The organism is Bacillus sp. S2(2024), assembly GCF_050474045.1.
Lineage (GTDB): Bacteria > Bacillota > Bacilli > Bacillales > Bacillaceae_G > Bacillus_A > Bacillus_A yunxiaonensis.
The window spans coordinates 2,671,676-2,688,523 of sequence record NZ_JBFLUS010000003.1; the positions used below are offsets into that span (position 1 = coordinate 2,671,676).

14 protein-coding genes, 7 pseudogenes and 1 riboswitch are annotated in these 16,848 nt (G+C 35.3%); of the genes and pseudogenes, 10 read left to right on the top strand and 11 right to left on the bottom strand.

Going from position 1 to position 16,848, the window contains the following annotated elements; genetic code table 11:
• Positions 1-128: 128 nt before the first annotated feature.
• Positions 129-932 carry a GNAT family N-acetyltransferase gene (locus AB1284_RS13415; RefSeq protein WP_429748742.1) on the top strand — a complete coding sequence of 268 codons (804 nt, stop codon included), beginning with the start codon at positions 129-131 and terminating at the stop codon, positions 930-932.
• Between the two features lie 43 nt (positions 933-975).
• Here the strand turns inward: AB1284_RS13415 and AB1284_RS13420 are convergent, their stop codons facing one another.
• The 3 genes from AB1284_RS13420 to AB1284_RS13430 form a co-directional block, all read right to left on the bottom strand.
• A complete protein-coding gene (locus AB1284_RS13420; RefSeq protein WP_429748741.1) occupies positions 976-1,221 on the bottom strand; it encodes a DUF2164 domain-containing protein in 246 nt (81 codons plus the stop codon).
• Between the two features lie 143 nt (positions 1,222-1,364).
• Positions 1,365-1,832 carry a peptidoglycan recognition protein family protein gene (locus AB1284_RS13425; protein WP_429748739.1) on the bottom strand — a complete coding sequence of 156 codons (468 nt, stop codon included), beginning with the start codon at positions 1,830-1,832 and terminating at the stop codon, positions 1,365-1,367.
• 11 nt (positions 1,833-1,843) lie between these two features.
• A complete protein-coding gene (locus AB1284_RS13430) occupies positions 1,844-2,647 on the bottom strand; it encodes a protein phosphatase 2C domain-containing protein (protein WP_429748737.1) in 804 nt (267 codons plus the stop codon).
• 164 nt (positions 2,648-2,811) lie between these two features.
• Here AB1284_RS13430 and AB1284_RS13435 point away from each other — a divergent pair, with 164 nt between their 5' ends.
• Positions 2,812-3,621 carry a YitT family protein gene (locus AB1284_RS13435; RefSeq protein WP_429748735.1) on the top strand — a complete coding sequence of 270 codons (810 nt, stop codon included), beginning with the start codon at positions 2,812-2,814 and terminating at the stop codon, positions 3,619-3,621.
• A gap of 32 nt (positions 3,622-3,653) precedes the next feature.
• On the opposite strand, the gene AB1284_RS13440 is transcribed toward AB1284_RS13435, so the two are convergent.
• Positions 3,654-4,028 carry a VOC family protein gene (locus AB1284_RS13440; RefSeq protein ID WP_429748733.1) on the bottom strand — a complete coding sequence of 125 codons (375 nt, stop codon included), beginning with the start codon at positions 4,026-4,028 and terminating at the stop codon, positions 3,654-3,656.
• Positions 4,029-4,501: 473 nt separating this feature from the next.
• Here AB1284_RS13440 and AB1284_RS13445 point away from each other — a divergent pair.
• Together AB1284_RS13445 and AB1284_RS13450 are read left to right on the top strand one after the other, a co-directional pair.
• A pseudogene (locus AB1284_RS13445) lies at positions 4,502-4,867 on the top strand (PAS domain S-box protein); the annotation flags it as partial.
• Between the two features lie 42 nt (positions 4,868-4,909).
• A pseudogene (locus AB1284_RS13450) lies at positions 4,910-6,334 on the top strand (PAS domain-containing sensor histidine kinase); the annotation flags it as partial.
• A 463-nt stretch (positions 6,335-6,797) separates the two neighbouring features.
• On the opposite strand, the gene AB1284_RS13455 reads toward AB1284_RS13450, so the two are convergent.
• Positions 6,798-7,634: an alpha/beta fold hydrolase gene (locus tag AB1284_RS13455; protein WP_429748731.1), complete on the bottom strand. Its 837-nt coding sequence runs from the start codon at positions 7,632-7,634 to the stop codon at positions 6,798-6,800.
• 517 nt (positions 7,635-8,151) lie between these two features.
• Here AB1284_RS13455 and ycaC point away from each other — a divergent pair.
• The 4 genes from ycaC to AB1284_RS13475 all read left to right on the top strand — a co-directional run bounded on the left by ycaC (position 8,152) and on the right by AB1284_RS13475 (position 12,081).
• Positions 8,152-8,796 (top strand): isochorismate family cysteine hydrolase YcaC, encoded by a 645-nt coding sequence (gene ycaC / locus AB1284_RS13460; RefSeq protein ID WP_017151637.1) that lies wholly within the window; start codon positions 8,152-8,154, stop codon positions 8,794-8,796.
• Positions 8,797-8,997: 201 nt separating this feature from the next.
• Entirely contained in the window at positions 8,998-9,642 is a 645-nt protein-coding gene (locus AB1284_RS13465; protein ID WP_429748729.1) for a hydrolase, read from the top strand.
• The gene (locus AB1284_RS13470; RefSeq protein WP_429748727.1) at positions 9,639-10,232 is read left to right on the top strand and encodes an antibiotic biosynthesis monooxygenase; all 594 of its coding nucleotides are present in this window, start codon (positions 9,639-9,641) and stop codon (positions 10,230-10,232) included. Before AB1284_RS13465 ends, AB1284_RS13470 begins: the two co-directional genes overlap by 4 nt.
• 13 nt (positions 10,233-10,245) lie before the next feature.
• A complete protein-coding gene (locus tag AB1284_RS13475; RefSeq protein WP_429748725.1) occupies positions 10,246-12,081 on the top strand; it encodes an amidohydrolase in 1,836 nt (611 codons plus the stop codon).
• A 190-nt stretch (positions 12,082-12,271) separates the two neighbouring features.
• On the opposite strand, the pseudogene AB1284_RS13480 reads toward AB1284_RS13475, so the two are convergent.
• From AB1284_RS13480 to AB1284_RS13495, 4 genes and pseudogenes are all read right to left on the bottom strand, one after another.
• Positions 12,272-12,394, bottom strand: a pseudogene (locus AB1284_RS13480) (IS6 family transposase); the annotation flags it as partial.
• A 124-nt stretch (positions 12,395-12,518) separates the two neighbouring features.
• Positions 12,519-12,618, bottom strand: a pseudogene (locus AB1284_RS13485) (DDE-type integrase/transposase/recombinase); the annotation flags it as partial.
• A gap of 58 nt (positions 12,619-12,676) precedes the next feature.
• The gene (locus AB1284_RS13490; protein WP_429748724.1) at positions 12,677-13,555 is read right to left on the bottom strand and encodes a LysR family transcriptional regulator; all 879 of its coding nucleotides are present in this window, start codon (positions 13,553-13,555) and stop codon (positions 12,677-12,679) included.
• Between the two features lie 231 nt (positions 13,556-13,786).
• The gene (locus AB1284_RS13495; RefSeq protein WP_429748723.1) at positions 13,787-14,233 is read right to left on the bottom strand and encodes a MarR family winged helix-turn-helix transcriptional regulator; all 447 of its coding nucleotides are present in this window, start codon (positions 14,231-14,233) and stop codon (positions 13,787-13,789) included.
• A gap of 182 nt (positions 14,234-14,415) precedes the next feature.
• On the opposite strand from AB1284_RS13495, the pseudogene AB1284_RS13500 reads away from it, so the two are divergent.
• Positions 14,416-14,688: pseudogene (locus AB1284_RS13500) on the top strand (TetR-like C-terminal domain-containing protein); the annotation flags it as partial.
• A 114-nt stretch (positions 14,689-14,802) separates the two neighbouring features.
• Positions 14,803-15,009: pseudogene (locus AB1284_RS13505) on the top strand (IS3 family transposase); the annotation flags it as partial.
• Between the two features lie 243 nt (positions 15,010-15,252).
• Here the strand turns inward: AB1284_RS13505 and AB1284_RS13510 are convergent.
• Both AB1284_RS13510 and AB1284_RS13515 read right to left on the bottom strand, forming a co-directional pair.
• A complete protein-coding gene (locus tag AB1284_RS13510; RefSeq protein WP_429748721.1) occupies positions 15,253-16,149 on the bottom strand; it encodes an NAD(P)-dependent oxidoreductase in 897 nt (298 codons plus the stop codon).
• Between the two features lie 82 nt (positions 16,150-16,231).
• A riboswitch (ZMP/ZTP riboswitch) is annotated at positions 16,232-16,311 on the bottom strand.
• A 422-nt stretch (positions 16,312-16,733) separates the two neighbouring features.
• A pseudogene (locus AB1284_RS13515) lies at positions 16,734-16,847 on the bottom strand (DUF3967 domain-containing protein); the annotation flags it as partial.
• Between the last annotated feature and the right edge of the window lies 1 nt (position 16,848).

Consider the following 16,848-nt stretch of genomic DNA (forward strand, 5'->3'; position numbering starts at 1 on the left):
TAAATTACTTATATATTCAAATACTAACAACAAAATCTAACAATTAAAAAGGAAGCAGGAAAATTATGTCGTATTAAGTAATAATAAAAAAATCCGTAAATAACCAGGAAAGGTGAATAAATAAAAATATGAAACATGTTATGAACGTAGAGTTAGCAAAACGATTAGAGCAATCTGAAATAGCTATGATGTATTCGAGATTGAAAACCATTCAAGAACAAGAAAATAACCCAATGAGAATTGATATCCAAACTTTCGGAAGTGCAATGGCCTTTTCGGCAAAAGGAATCCCAGGGCCTTCTTTCAATACCGTAAAAGGTGTAACGTTTACTGATACAAACAAAATAGATGAGATAATCGATTATTACGAAAAACAAGACATTCCTTGTCGCTTTGAAATTACTCCCGCTCATTCAACTCCTGAGCTATTTGAGTATTTGTCCCAAAAAGGGTTTTATCAAACAGACTTTCATACCACTCTTTATGGAGATGTAACAAAAAATACTATTTCAAATGAGATCATTGTTCGAGATTTAGAAGAATATGAGTTTCACCTCTTCGGAGATATTTATGTAAAAAGCTTTGGTATGCCTACTTTCACCATAGACGGTGTTAGTCAAAATAACAAAATATTATATGGGCAAGAAGGCTGGCATTTTTATTTAGCCCTTATTGAAAACACTCCAGCTGCAATTGGTGTTTTATATGCTAACAAATGCGTTGCTTCTTTAGCCGCTTCAGCTACTTTACCTCATTTACAAAGAAACGGCTGTCAAACCGCCTTACTTAAACATCGAATGAATGCCGCAAAACAATTAGGTTGCGAATTAATTGTTGGACAAGCGCGTTTCGGAAGTATTAGCCAAAATAATATGGAACGAGCTGGAATGAAAATTGCTTATACAAAGGTAATTTGGACGAAAAGAGGCTAACTCACTAGACTGCGAGTTAGCCTCTTTCCTTAGTATAAACCTGCTACTTAATTGGTTTTTCTAATACGTATAAGTCTTCTTCTAAATTTGTAAGTTTATCTGCGACCAGCTTTCTAGCGTCTCCTATCCCTTGATTATATATATGCGGCCCTAGTTCTTTTATCATTTCTTCAATTAAACGTTCCGCTTGAAAACGACCAATCTCTTCTAGCCCTTCCTCTTCAAAAAACTGTTGAATATGTTCTACAAGTGCTTCTTTTTTCTCATTTGGTAATTTCATAAAAATCATGCTATAAATCTCCTTTTTCATTATTAGATAAAATGAAACTTCCATCAATGGGGTTTTTTCATCCCCACTGATGGAAAGCTCTCACCAATCGGGCTTTTATGGGCAGTTGTCCCCTACCTATCTTCCTCACTTCTCCCTGAATCTTACTGCCCGTTAATACGGGATAGACTGCTGCGCAGTTCTGCCATTGAAAAGCGCGTTCCAGGACACATCTTTGTTACCCCGTCTAACTCACGATGACCAAGAACCTGATCACTATCCAAAGTAAACTGACGCATTAATTGTTTACATAACCAATGTAAAGAAATCATTTGCACTGGCGTTGGATCATAGGCGTCAAAATTTCCAGATATGCAAATTCCTATACTCTCAGTATTATATCCTTTCGCATGAGCCCCTATATATAATCCCCTGCCCTCGTAAATCGTACCATCTTCTTCAATAAAGTAATTATATCCTATTCCGCTCCACCCTCGTTTATTTTGATGAAAATCATGTGTCTTATATATGTCCCAACCATTTTCCGCTGTATGATGAATAATAATTTTTGTAACAGCGTGCAATGGTTGCAGCGGATCGTGAAAAGATAGATTCGCTTTCTGAATACGCATAGTCTCACCCTTTACAGATGAATGATAATTGCTGTTTTATCATCTGGATGAACAAACTGTTTCGCTTCTAATTCCTCTATTATTTGTATGTATTGTGCAATACCATGTTCCCACACAAATTGTGCACTTTTTTCTAACGGCCACTCTAGATGAAACAAGCCATCTGAACAAATAAATAAATTTGTAATTTCTTGTCGCAAAAGTTTCCCTTGCTGAATAAACAAAACTGCTTCATTCATCCCATTTGCAACAGAATATCCATTTGGAATATTTGCCATATAACGATTGTAGCTTAATTGCGACTTTCTATCATCAAATATTGTTTCACTCGGAACAAAAAGCCCTTTTTTACGGTCTTCTTCACGCTTTTGCTTTGCCCGTTTACTAATTCCTTTCACAGTGTCTTTCGTAAGTACTTGAACTGTTCCATCAATGAATTTAGCAACAATCATACAATCTCCAAGTTGCGCATATTCTATTGTTTTATCTGTTATATGAATAGCGGCAATACACGTACACCAAAGTTGCTCTTTTTTTGTTGTATCAATAGGATAAGATTGCATTTTTTCTTGCAACAACTGATTTGCTTTAGCAACTTCATTTCGCAATGAATCCACACTTGAAATAGATTCAAAGTATTGCTGAAACAAATGCGAAGCTAAGTATGCTCCATTATGCCCATTCTCATCTTGAAACTCAATAAGTGGCGTCGCCCCATCACACACACCATATAACTTTAAACCTTCATTACAAATTAGTGCATCTTCACATTCTCTTTTCAACGGACTTTTTTGCTGAAACACTTGAATCTTCATACTTATCCTCTCCCCCTTTTCAAGAACAGAAATCGCTTCCATTTTTCAAACTAATCTAATTTCCCTAAATAAACTGTTTTCCCTCAAATCTTACAAACTCATATATAATTTTGAATTAATATGAGTTTGTTTATAAAGCATTTTTAGTGAAGGACGGGAAAGATATGTATCGATTACTTGGAGTGATTTTAGGTTCTTTAGTTGTAGCACTTTCTTTTAATCTTTTCCTTATCCCCCACAAGATTTTAAGCAGTGGGATTAGTGGAATTGCAATTATCATTGGAATCTTAACCCCATTTAATACTGGAATAGTAAACTTTTTATTGAACTTACCTATTCTTATTTTAGGGTATATTGGACTTGGAAAACGATTTATCGGTTACACAATCGTATCAGTTATCACACTTTCGGCAGCTTTATTCGCTATTCCTGTGCATGCAGTGGCAACCGATGCACTACTTTCTTCGTTATTTGGCGGTGTAATTGCCGGGGCAGGTATTGGACTTGTTTTCAACTGCTATGGTTCAACAGGCGGGTTTGATGTTATCGGTATGTTACTTTCACGTAAAAAAGATATTCAGCTTGGCGGATTCTTAATTGCACTTAATACTATTGTAATCATTATTTCTGGATTTTTCTTCGATTGGGATACTGCCTTAAACAGCTTATTATCTATTTTTGTTACAGGAAAAGTAATTGATGCGGTTCACACAAAACATCGAAAAATCACTCTAATGATTGTAACGAGTCATGCAGAAAAAATGAAAGAAAAGCTCCTTTCCAGTCTTGTACGCGGGATTACCTTACTCGACGGAGAAGGCGCATACTCAAATGAGAAAAAACACGTATTAATGACCGTAATTTCTCGAGAAGAACTAGCTGGAATGAAATCTATAATTTCTGAGGTTGATCCGCAAGCGTTTGTAAACATTACAGAAACAGTCGAAGTATTAGGGTTATTTAGAAGAGGTTAAAAGCGAGATGGAATAGTATCCATCTCGCTTTTTTACAGCGCTTTTCGTTCCATAAATTCAATACGGTTTCCAAATGGATCTGATACATAAAATCTTGTAACATCAGGGCGTGCTGCATCGACTATAACGGAAACCCCTTTTTGCGTTAAATCCTCTTGAAAATGTTCAATGTGCTGAACATAAAAAGCAGGATGAGCTTTTTGGGCAGGAGAAAAATTTTGTTCTACTCCAATGTGAATCTCTTGATTTCCGCATCGAAACCAACAGCCTCCTCGCTTTCTTAACTCTTCAGGTTTTGGAATTTCTTCTAATCCAAGTATGTCTCCATAAAACGCGCGCGCTTTTTCTTCACATCCTGCTGGTGCTGCTAATTGTACATGATCAATCCCTTGAATCTTAAACGTCATAATATTCCCTCCCTTTACTATCCTTATTATATCAAAAGGTATTTTATAAATAACTTATATACTTATTATGAAGATGTATAAGAAAAACGAAAGAACATCTGATATTTTCAATTATGAAGTGAACCTATCAATAGAACGATTACAGATAATTATTCCTTTCCTATCATCTTCGTTTTCTCAAAATCTTAAAAAGAAAGACTTACTAACCGTTTTCAGAAAATAAAACTTATAATTTAGAAATATACAATTGAAATTGACTATTCATACTTAGCATGTCTATACTCTTAAAGGATATAACATTAGGAATATTAAATATTTAAAACAAAACATATAAAACAGTAAATCAGCTATCTAAAATCATCATATATATACAGAATATTTATCCGGGGGAATAATGAATGCGACGGAAACGATTTACGTCTTTTAAAAAAAGTATACATCCAAAAAGACGCTCTATTATTACAAAAAATAAAATGACAGAATGTATAAATGCAACCGAGCATTGCACATCTCTTTTCAAACATAATCCTGATGGTATCTTATCTGTCGATTTACAAGGTAATATATTATGTGTCAACCCTGCAGCAGAAAGAATGCTAGGATATACAGCTAAAGAATTTGAAAAGATGGCAATCTATTCTTTCATTACTCCACAACATACAGAACAAAATTTACAAATCTTAAAACATATAATGAATGAAAAACATCAAGATTATAAATTATCTATGATACATAAAAATGGTTATCCTGTCGAAGTGATTTTAAAAAGTTCTCCAATTGTTGCTGATCATAAAATAATCGGAACATATATAATAATGAAAGATATCATGAAGATAAAACAACTAAAAGAAGACGTTATATTAACAAAGCAACAGCTGGACTCACTTCTAAAAAATACAGTAGATGCCATTGTTGTTCTTGATTTAAAACTTCGGGTAATGAAAGCAAATAAAGCTTTTAAAAATCTTTTTGGCTGGACTGAACAAGAAATGCTCGGAAAAACAATACCTACTATCCCAGATTTTTCAAAAGAGAAATACAACAAAATCTATCAAGAACTTGCTAATAACAAACTTTTCACATCGCAAGAAACACTTAGAAAGCACAAAAACGGGAATTTAATTAATGTAAGTAATTTTATCTCTCCTATTGTAAATACATTCGGAGAAGTAGTAGCGTTTGTAAGTAGTTTAAGAGATATTACAGAGCGTAAAAAAATGGAACACGCATTAAAAGAGAATGAAAAACGTTTACGGACTCTTATAAATGCAATGCCAGCATTTATCCTTTTGAAAGATGAAGAAGGAAGATGGCTTGAAGCAAATGATTATGCCATTTCTAGTTTAAATTTTGAAAATGTGCCATATCGCGGCAAAAAAGATAGTGAGTTAATCCAATATAATAAACTATATCGTAACTCCTTCTTATACTGTGAAAAATCTGATGAATTTGCATGGGAGAAAAAAGAGAGCATACGTGGTGAAGAAATTATTATGCATTCTAGTTCCACTCCTCTTATTCTCGATATTATAAAAGTACCTCTTTTTCATCCTGATGGGTCCCGAAAAGGAATCGTCATTATGGGACAGGATGTTACAGATTTGAAGAAAACAGAAGAACTATTGAGAAAATCTGAGAAACTAGCAGTTGTTGGGCAACTAACAGCTGGAATTGCTCATGAAATACGAAATCCATTAACTTCTTTAAAAGGATTTTTGAAATTGTTAGAACCCGATATTATTGAAAAAAACAAATGGTATGTTGATGTCATGTTAAATGAAATTACTCAAATGGAATCGATTACAAATCAATTTATGGCAATGTCCAAGCCACAAGCTATATCTATAAAGTCCTGTCAAATTCAAACGTTAATTGAAGAAGTAGTAACATTTATTTTACCAACAGCAATCATGCATAATACACATATCAATATGGATTACGGCTCTGTTTTACCAACAATTCATTGTGATGGAAATCAACTGAAACAAGTATTTATCAATATCTTAAAAAATGCGATAGAAGCAATGCCACAAGGCGGAAATATTTTCATTCAAACAATGCAGATAGAAAAACATTCTATCTTAATCAGCATTACAGATGAAGGCTGCGGCATTCCACAAGATCGTATCTCACGTTTAGGTGAACCTTTCTATAGTTTAAAAGAAAAAGGAACTGGATTAGGTTTGATGATGTGTTATAAAATAATTGAAGAGCATAACGGAAAGTTACAAATTACAAGTAAGTTAAACAAGGGAACAACTGTAGATATTCGGTTACCTATCATTTCTGAAACAAAAATGAAATAAAGCGAAACTAACTATTAGTGGGAAGTTCTTCATCATTCACTGATGGAAAACTCTCATCAATTGGGCTATCCCCTAGCTATCTTCCTCGTCTTCTCTTAATCTTGAGGTGTAATTATTACTGCCCAAAAGTAGCGGGATAAATAAGAAAAGAAAACAGAAACGATACTTTTATTTAGATCCAAGAAATTTGAATCAATCTTGGTTTCAACAAGAACAAATATATAATGTTATACATTATATAAGAATAAAAGAAGAGGATAGATACAAGCAAAATAATTTGTGGATTTAAAACAAAGTTCAACCGTTTATAAAAATGATAAACCGAAATCTATCTGTGATTTCGGTTTTTTCTTTATGTATGATAAAAGTTGATATTTAAGAGTGTAACTAATCGCTTACCAACAACCTTTTCAGAAAAGGTAAAATGCCTCTCTTCTATCAGTTAACAACTATTCATTTGTAATCAGTCCTTTAAAAATGATAGCAGTGCTTCATTAAATTCTTTGGCATGTGTTGCATTTAACCCGTGTAGACCACCCTTTATTAAAGCTACCTTAGAATTAGGAATTGCTTCATGTGTTAGCTTCCCACTATATTCAAATGGAACAGTTGCATCTGAATCACCATGAATAACAAGAGTAGGTATATTAAACTTGGCTAAATCCCCTCTGAAGTCCGTTTTGCTGAAAGCAGCGATACAATCTAGTGTTCCTTTAGGCGATGCACCCGCTGCAATATCCCTATTGTAAAGTCGGAATGGTTCACTGACTAAGTCAGTTCGATCTCCAGCAGCAAAAAACCCTCTCGTAAACTCATCAAGAAATGCTAGACGATCACTTTTTACTCCATTTTCAAATCCTTGAATTGCTGCATCATCTAATACTCCCTCAGGATGATCTGCTGACTTGTAAAGAAATGGTGGTACAGCTCCTGCAAATACAGCCTTCTCTACTCTATTTGTTCCATAGTTTCCGATATAGCGAGCTACTTCTCCACCACCCATTGAAAATCCGACCAGTGTGACATCTTGGAGATCCATATGGTCTAGTAACAGATGTAAATCAGTAGCAAACGTATCATAGTCATAACCGTTCCATGGCTGAGAAGATTTCCCGAACCCTCGACGGTCATAAGTTATGACCCTGTATCCAGCCTCAACGAGAGCAGGAACTTGGTATTCCCAAGATCGACCACTTAATGGCCAACCGTGAATTAATACTACTGGCTTCCCTGTACCATGATCCTCATAATATAGCTCAATGGGTGTTTGATTTTCGGTTCCTACAGTAATTTTTGCCATTCTTCTACCTCCAAAAAATATTCTAATATATATCCTTTTCTTCAATAATCCGGATGAATCTCGTAACCTATTTATGCACGTTTATGTTGTGGACTCTAAGCATGAAACTCTATTGTTCCGATGAATTCATTTTCTGTTTTTGTAACAATTCCCCATCTAATACCTTTTTTCATCATGAAATAATTGCTGAGGATTCCTCATATTCAATTCTAATAACAAAAATAGGTGACTATCAATATTGTTCTATCTATAGAATGTATAGGTAAAACCAATCAATTTTATGGTGAAAATAATTATAGTTACCATCTATAGAAATTATAGGTAATTTAGAATTGATTAATGAATTGGTTTTCAAATACTATAAATTTGTATAGCGCTTCATGTTCTGTGAATGATGCTATAACTAATATTAACGGTCAGTTTAGTTATAAACTAATCGTAACAAACGAAGAAATTTATGATAATATTCCATTGTTTAAACTTTCTTCGATTACTTAATTTTTAGGAGGAATACATAATGTCTGATCTCTATTCTCGTATTAACAAAGATGATGCTGTCGTTCTTTTAGTGGATCATCAAACTGGCCTTATGTCCGGACTAGTACGTGACTATGGTGTTGATGAATTCAAGAACAATGTTTTAGCTCTGGCTCACACTGCTAAGTTTTTTGATTTACCAGTTATTTTAACTACAAGCTTTGAACACGGACCTAACGGACCTTTAATGCAAGAACTGGTTGATCTATTTCCTCACGCACCAAAAATAGCTCGACCTGGACAAATTAACGCATGGGATAATGATGATTTTGTAAAAGCAATCGAAGAAACTGGAAAAAAACAACTTATCATCGCGGGCGTAGTTACGGATGTTTGCGTTGCTTTCCCGGCACTTTCCGCTATAAAAGCTGGGTATGAAGTATTTGCTGTTACTGATGCTTCAGGAACTTTCAGCAAGCAAGTTGCAGATGCTGCCAATACGCGTATGGCACATAGTGGCGTGCAACTTATGAACTGGTTTAGCGTAGCGTGCGAATTACAACGCGATTGGCGCAACGATGTCGAAGGTTTTGGCAATTTGCTTGCTAGTAATCTTCCAGGTTATCAAAATATAATTGGAAGCTATATGGGAGCTCAGCGAGATCTTAGTAAACAAAATGCATAAATTTATTCCTAAGAAATAGCTATAAATCACTTTTTTAAAAAGTGGATAGCATAAATTTAGCGCTGGCTAAATCAGCGCTCCTTTTTAAATTAAGAAGTATAGCAAAGCTTTTATTTTTACGATTACAGCTGAAACTAATAGAAAATATAATTGTTTCAAAAAACTTTATTTGAAACAATTTTAAAAAAGGAGAGTTTTATCATGAGTAATTTAGAATTGTTAACTCCGGAAAACAGTGCATTAGTTTTGATCGATTTTCAGCCTCAAATGACTTTTGGAGTTGCAAGCATTGACAGACAAACATTGATTAATAACGTTATGCTGCTTGCTAAATCAGCAAAAGCTTTTAACGTACCTACTATTCTTACTACAGTTGAAACACGTAGCTTTTCTGGTTATTTTTGGCCACAAATTCTTGACATATTCCCAAACCATGAAATTATAGAACGTAGTTCAATGAACTCTTGGGAAGATTCAAAATTTGTTGAGGCAGTTAAAGCAACAGGTAGAAAGAAATTGATATTTGCAGCACTTTGGACTGAAGTTTGCCTTGCATTCCCTGTACTTGAAGCAATTAAAGCTGGCTATGAAGTTTATGCAGTTGATGATGCTTCAGGTGGTACTAGTTTGACAGCACATAATGCTGCTATGCGTCGTGTAGAACAAGCTGGAGCAATTCCAGTGACAGCAATTCAAGTTTTACTTGAATACCAACGTGATTGGGCACGCAAAGACACTTATGATGCTGTTATGGAAATTGTAAAAGAACACACTGGCGCTTATGGTCAAGGCGTGGAATACGCATATACTATGGTACATGGCGCGCTTCCAAGCAGGAAAATATGAAACAAGAAAGAGTAACTGTCGGAGAAACTCATACAGGGAACACGATGGATGCTGGCGGTGCAGTAACAACGATTGTTACATGGAAAATTCAAGAAGGTAGAGAAAAACAGTTTGAAACATGGAGACATGAAATCGAAGCTGCCGCTACTAAATTTCCAGGGCATTTAGGCGTAAATCTAATAGTCCCCAATAACGGATCCAGGGAGTATACTGTTATTTTTCGCTTTGATACTTATGAACATCTACGTGCTTGGCAAGAATCAGATATTCGTCGAGATTTGTTAAAAAAGGCAGAACAATTTCAAGCTACTAACCCAACTTACAAAACTGAAAGCAGTTTGGCTTATTGGTTTGTTACTCCGAAAACACCAGTTCCACCGCCAAAATGGAAAATGTCTATTGTTACCCTTCTGGGTGTATGGCCTCTTAGCATGTTGGTTCCTAAAGTGATAGGACCTATTATAAAAAATATGAATCCTATTATGTCAGCTTTTTTTGTTTCTGTATGTATAGTGTCCTTACTATCATGGGTAATCATGCCGATTCTCGGTAAAGCATTTCATCCATGGTTACAGAATAATAGGAAGTAGATGAGGTGTAAACATGAATTTACCGGATATGATCTTATATAACGGAAAAATCACTACCCTTGACCCATCTCAACCTGAGGTATCGGCTATCGCCATAACTGATGGTTTAGTCACTGCAGTAGGTGGAGATGAACTTCTTAATAGTGCCACAGAAAAAACCAAAAAAATAGACCTTAAAAGAAAGAGAGCTATTCTGGGCTTGAATGACTCTCATATACACGTTATTCGTGGAGGTCTTCATTATAATATGGAATTGCGCTGGGAAGGTGTTCCATCACTTGCTATTGCTCTGGAAATGCTCAGAGAGCAGGCAAGGCGTACACCTGCTCCTCAGTGGGTAAGAGTAGTTGGAGGTTGGTCTGAATTTCAATTTAAAGAGAGACGTATGCCAACTTTGGAAGAGATTAATGCTGTTTCTGAAGACACACCTGTCTTTGTGCTACATCTTTACGATAGAGCACTTGTAAATCGTGCTGGGCTGCGTGCACTGGGATACACAAAAAATACCCCAGACCCTCCAGGCTGTTTAATTGAGCGGGATAAACGAGGTAATCCAACGGGTCTTTTAATTGCCAATCCTAACGCTTCTATTCTTTATTCAAGTTTGGGTAAGGCTCCAGTACTTAATTTTGACGACCAGATTAACTCAACTCGCCATTTTATGCGCGAATTAAATAGATTAGGTATTACAAGTGCTATTGACGCAGGTGGTGGGTTCCAAAATTATCCTGATGATTACAAAGTTGTTGAACATTTAGCCGAGAAGGAACAATTAACTTTGCGTATTGCGTATAATCTATTTACGCAAAATCCAAATCATGAATATGAAGACTTTGCTTCATGGGCAAAAATTGTTTCTCCAGGTCAAGGAAATGATAAGTATAAAATGAATGGTGCCGGAGAAATGTTAGTATTCTCGGCAGCCGATTTTGAAAAATTTCAAATGCCGCGGCCCGAACTAGCTACGGTGATGGAAGCTGACTTAAAGAAAGTAATTTCTCTATTGGTGGAAAACCGTTGGCCATTCCGTTTACATGCAACTTATGACGAGTCAATAACACGTTTCTTAAATGTTTTTGAGGAAGTCAACAGAGAAATTCCTTTTAATGGTCTACGCTGGTGGTTTGATCATGCAGAAACAATCTCAGATCGTAGTATGGAACGTGTTAAGGCTTTAAATGGCGGTATCGCCATCCAAGATCGCATGGCTTTCCAAGGTGAATACTTTGTTGATTTATACGGAAAAGAAGCTGCAAAGCGCACTCCTCCGATCTATCGTATGCTAGACCTGGGTATACCTGTTGGCGCAGGTAGTGATGCAACCAGGGTTTCCAGCTATAACCCTTGGGTTGCTCTTTACTGGATGGTTGCCGGAAAAACCATTGGTGGTCTTTCGATATACGATGAAAAAAATAAACTTGATAGAAAAACAGCCCTGGAACTATATTCCAAGGGAAGTGCGTGGTTCTCTGGTGATGAAGGTAAAAAGGGAACCCTTGCAGTAGGTCAGTTTGCTGATATTGCTGTATTGTCTGCTGACTACTTTACTGTGCCGGAAGAAGAAATCAAAGACCTTGAATCATTACTCACCATTATGGGTGGGCAGGTTGTTTATGGAAATGATGAATTTAAAAATTTGTCACCTGAATTGCCGCCAGCATCACCTGATTGGGCACCAACGGGAGTTTATGGTTATGGTGGTGCTAACCTAGCCCACAATATACTTTCTCACGATACCCATGATCACAAATTACATAGTTGCAGTAACCCTCTCCATCAACACACTCATACCGTAATAGGAAAAGATGGAACTAAATGGGGTATTGGTTGTACTTGCTTTGCTTTCTAAGTCAGAACCACCGGTCTAATGCCGGTGGTTTTCTTTCTACAATAAGGGTTTGGGGCCGAGGACGGACCCAAATAGTAATGGTAATATGGGTTCTGGTGCAAAGATACAATAAAAGAGAATATAGCTTATATATTTCTATCGGAATTCTATTTTATGCTGTAGGTCCAAACAATCGATGGATGAATTCTTTCTAGTTTTGAACAGACTGATGCCGTAAATTAATCTGTTCTTTTTTGATCATTTGCATGACTGCTAATCTCAAAATAATAGATGTAGCCGTGTCAAAAGACTTGAACCTTAACATTGGAAGGACTCAGCTCTTATTGAACTCCCTCCACCTATCGTTTCGCGCTTGAGGTGGGGGTCTTCTCGCCAGATATGATAAAATGAGGAACAGGCGCATATGAAAAGATACTTGGCTGATTTGATTTTTCCATTTTTCCTTAAATAAAAATCAATGGTATTCCCTTTTGAACCGACTGCACCATACATATACATCCACTGCCCTTTGACTTTAATATAGGTCTTATTCCAAGATTTATAGACCATTTTCAATTTTCTTTAAATTCTTGCACTAGAATCATTATTGTTTCTATTATACTGATGCTTTTTCAGGATCATTTAACTTCTGCATAAAGATACGTGCTGCAAAACTTAAAAATTTATCATCAAAGTGAATAAGATTAATATCTTGACTTGGTGTTGGATCAACAATACGAACTATGCTCAAGGAATCATTATTAACATAATCAACCAGTGAGAGTGGTATTATGGCAACCCCATGTCCATTGCATACAAGACTCAATAGAGAAATAGAAGATTTTGTTTCTATATTTGCCTCAGATAAAGATAACCCTAAATTTTCACAATATATCTTAATTGATTCACGACAACTGCTTGAAACCATTATTCTACTTAGCCCTACTAATTCTTGAAAAGAAACAAATAATTTTTCATTCAAAGGATGATTTTTTGGAATCACAAGGACGAGCTCTTCGCTATACAAAAGAGTACTTGTTAATGTGTCTGAAGTTTGAAAATTACGTGTGATCCCTATATCAATATTTTTTTCAACGATTTGATTTACAGCAACTTCTGATTCTATAATTTTTACTAAGATGTTGGGATAATGCTGTTGAAATTGCATTATATAAGGTGTTAAATAGGTGAGGTCCTCTAATAACCCTCCTATAGTAATCACACCTCTTTTCACACCCTTTAATTCAAAGATCTCATTATGAACCTCATCAAATAGCTGCATGATAAATTTACCTTTATCAAATAGTAACTTACCTGCTTCTGTAATTTTGATGCCTCTTCCAACTCGATGAAATAAAGGTGTATCAAGTTCACCTTCTAACACACGTATTTGTTGACTTAAAGTCGGCTGTGAAATACCTAGAACTTCCGCAGCTTTAGTAAAACTACCATTATTACAAACTTGAATAAAATACTCTAAATGACGTAATTCCATTCTTGGCACCCACTTTCAGCTTTATGAAAGATTCACACTTAAAAGAACACTATGTATGCGTTGGTATAACAACTATCTTCCCTGCTTATACTAATTGTAATCCCATGATTTCTTTATTTTGGATACCAATAAATGTACTACATTTATTGATTTCTCCCCTCCTGTTTATTTACTTTTATTTAATTTATATTTAATTAAGATATTACTAATTCGAGATATATGTTTGAAAATTTATAGTTCTTGCGCATAATATCCTAATTTTTTCAACTGTTCGATTATCACTTTTTTCTCACCAGAGTCCAAACCACCAAATATTTGCCGAATCCCCTCTTTATGCTGAGGGAAAATAGTATCCATCAATTCAATACCTTCTGAAGTAATTGACGCATACGTGACACGGCGGTCTTTAGGACATGGTTTTCGTATTAAGAACCTCTTCTTTTCCAACTTATCAACTACATACGTGATACTGCTACTTGCAAGTAATATTTTGTCTCCAATTTTTTGTATAGGCTGATCGCCTTTATTGTATAGTAACTCAAGAACTGCAAATTCAGTTGGATTAAGTCCATAACTTTTTATATCTTCTTCAATACGCTTTGTGATTGACTGTACTGCTCGTGATAATATAACAAATAACTTTAAAGATAAATTCTCATCATTATTAATCACACTCATAATCACCAATCCTTTGTAAAATACTTCTAATTCGAGATTTATTATATGATCGTCAAAATATTATGTCAATAATTCATTTTAGTTTTATCAAACCACTTATAATTTATTTCTCAACATGAGACGTATGGAATCCTAATAAATTAATTGGTAATATATAGACATCTCAATTGCGTTATTTCTTTATTACGGAGTTAATAGGCGAAGGGCAGTTTGATTCAAAATTGGCTAAGGAATATCGTACCCGATATTTTCAGCCCCGGCGACTCCAAGCTAAGCATCTTCTGGAGAAGGGAATTCAAAGAGGAGAATTGAAAGAAACTCTCGATATTGAAATAAGCATCGTTCTCATTTACGGGCCGATTTTCTATCGTTTGCTCGTAACTGGCGAAAAGTTGGATGATTCCTATGTGCATCATTTGGTAATGAATGCATTTGAAGGAATCCGATTGACCTGAATAACATTCGAACAAAAATTTATTTACCACGAAATTGCCGATTCTCTACTCTCTCGATATAAACCGTCATGACCTTTCATCACTTTAATATAGCTGAGTGTTATCGACCACCGGGGAATCTGTTTAGATAACGCAGTCATTGAAAACTTCTTTGGCTTATTAAAGTCTGAATTACTTTATTTACAAGAGTTTGAAAGCATGGAGCATTTTACGTTGGAATTAGAACAATATATTCATTACTACAATAACAATCGAATCAAAACAAAATTAAAAGGTATGAGTCCTGTACAATACAGAATTCATACCTCGCAAGCTGCTTAAAAATATGTGTCTAACTTTTGGGGTTCACTTCATAAGTCAGTTCCTTTTCCACTTTTCTTTATAATATATAGAGTTTTATAATAGTAAAAAAACAATATTTCTCCCCTGTCCCTAGTATCGGCCCCACCTACGCCAGATACCTTGATAGCCACTCGTGCCATCCTACCCAGTATTATCATCATATAAGGAACCACTTGCTTGGAGTATTTTCTTTTCTAGTAAATAAATTTTATATTAGAGTTACTAAGATTTATGTAAAGGTTGTTTATTTAATAGTTTGTATAATGCTTGGGTTCCATTATCTTCTGCTCCTTTGTCAGCGAGCTCATCATATAATGATTTAGCTAATTGTAATCCTGGTGTTGATAATCCCATTTCTTTTGCTGATTCAAGAGCAATTCTCATATCCTTTATAAAATGTTTAATATAAAATCCTGGTTCAAAATCTCCATTAATCATCCGAGGAGCTAGATTACTAAGAGACCAACTTCCTGCTGCTCCTGTTTCAATACTTCTTAATACATCTTTTGGATCAAGACCTGCTTGCTTAGCGTACACCATTGCTTCACAAACCCCTATCATATTTGAAGCAATAGCAATTTGATTACACATTTTCGTATGTTGTCCTGCCCCAGCTTTTCCTTGTAGGATAATATTAGTTCCCATTAGCTCAAATATAGGTTTCATTGCATCAAAATCTTGTTGTTCTCCTCCTACCATAATGGCTAAAGTTGCTTTTTTGGCCCCAATATCTCCCCCTGACACAGGGGCATCTAATGTATAAATTCCCTTCCCACGGGCTATTTCGTAAATGTTTTGCGCTAAAATAGGACTTGATGTAGTCATATCGATAACATATGTACCTGGTTTAGCGTGGTGTAAAATCCCTTTTTCCCCGAAATAAATTCCCTCTACATCTTTCGGGTAACCCACCATTGTAATAATAATATTCGCTTGAGCAGCAATTTCAGCTACAGTTTCTTTCCAAATGGCACCATTTTCTATTAACTCTTGAGAACGGGCAGGAGTTCGATTATAAACTAAAACTGTATATCCTGCCTTTATAAGGTGGGTAGCCATACTTTTTCCCATAACACCTGTACCAATAAATCCGATGATTGCATTTTTAGTATTATACATACTTTACTTCATCTCCTATTTTTGTTTTTAATCATTCTCAAAAACAAAAAAGTATTTGATTGTTAAGTTACTTACAATCAAATACTTTTGCCCAGGCGTACGACTATATGAACTATACGCTTCCTCGTGGTACTCCACGCTTCGCCAGTTACGTATAGAGGAATTACACTTAGTCTAATTATAAAGCAACATACAAAAAAAATCAAATATTTAGATTAATTTCCCACAGGAAAAAGGGAAAGAAGAATAATGAATATTCTATACATATACGATTAACATGACATACCATTATCAGTAGTTCTCCTACTTCCCAAACCCGCATTATTCCTATAATTTATACAGTCCATAAAATTTCAGGTTGTACATGTTTTTGTGCAATACAGAAACAACAAGGATTTTAGTATCCTTACCATTTATTTCCCAATCCGAAATTGTATAAAATCTTGCATAAAAACAAAAGGGAAACATTGGAAATTAACTCATGCTATAGTATACTTTAAATGTGCGAAATGTAATTTTGATCCTGAATAAAGTAATAATGTACCCTCTGGGATCGAGGCATGCATGATATCTCCATGCATGCCTTATTTTTTGCGCCGAAACCAGCCAAATATGCTGTTCTTTTGTTGTTCTGTGGCCGCAATGATTTTCTTTGTTTCCTGCATATCACGAATAAGTGACATAAGTTGTTCATCACGC

Bases quoted from the DNA above. Each gene is read 5' to 3' on its own strand.
- AB1284_RS13415 (WP_429748742.1), top strand. From the start codon at position 129: ATGAAACATGTTATGAACGTAGAGTTAGCAAAACGATTAGAGCAATCT.
- AB1284_RS13435 (WP_429748735.1), top strand. From the start codon at position 2,812: ATGTATCGATTACTTGGAGTGATTTTAGGTTCTTTAGTTGTAGCACTT.
- AB1284_RS13455 (WP_429748731.1), bottom strand. From the start codon at position 7,634: ATGGCAAAAATTACTGTAGGAACCGAAAATCAAACACCCATTGAGCTA.
- AB1284_RS13475 (WP_429748725.1), top strand. From the start codon at position 10,246: ATGAATTTACCGGATATGATCTTATATAACGGAAAAATCACTACCCTT.
- AB1284_RS13440 (WP_429748733.1), bottom strand. From the start codon at position 4,028: ATGACGTTTAAGATTCAAGGGATTGATCATGTACAATTAGCAGCACCA.
- AB1284_RS13490 (WP_429748724.1), bottom strand. From the start codon at position 13,555: ATGGAATTACGTCATTTAGAGTATTTTATTCAAGTTTGTAATAATGGT.
- AB1284_RS13470 (WP_429748727.1), top strand. From the start codon at position 9,639: ATGAAACAAGAAAGAGTAACTGTCGGAGAAACTCATACAGGGAACACG.
- AB1284_RS13420 (WP_429748741.1), bottom strand. From the start codon at position 1,221: ATGATTTTTATGAAATTACCAAATGAGAAAAAAGAAGCACTTGTAGAA.
- ycaC (WP_017151637.1), top strand. From the start codon at position 8,152: ATGTCTGATCTCTATTCTCGTATTAACAAAGATGATGCTGTCGTTCTT.
- AB1284_RS13425 (WP_429748739.1), bottom strand. From the start codon at position 1,832: ATGCGTATTCAGAAAGCGAATCTATCTTTTCACGATCCGCTGCAACCA.
- AB1284_RS13510 (WP_429748721.1), bottom strand. From the start codon at position 16,149: ATGTATAATACTAAAAATGCAATCATCGGATTTATTGGTACAGGTGTT.
- AB1284_RS13465 (WP_429748729.1), top strand. From the start codon at position 8,998: ATGAGTAATTTAGAATTGTTAACTCCGGAAAACAGTGCATTAGTTTTG.
- AB1284_RS13430 (WP_429748737.1), bottom strand. From the start codon at position 2,647: ATGAAGATTCAAGTGTTTCAGCAAAAAAGTCCGTTGAAAAGAGAATGT.
- AB1284_RS13495 (WP_429748723.1), bottom strand. From the start codon at position 14,233: ATGAGTGTGATTAATAATGATGAGAATTTATCTTTAAAGTTATTTGTT.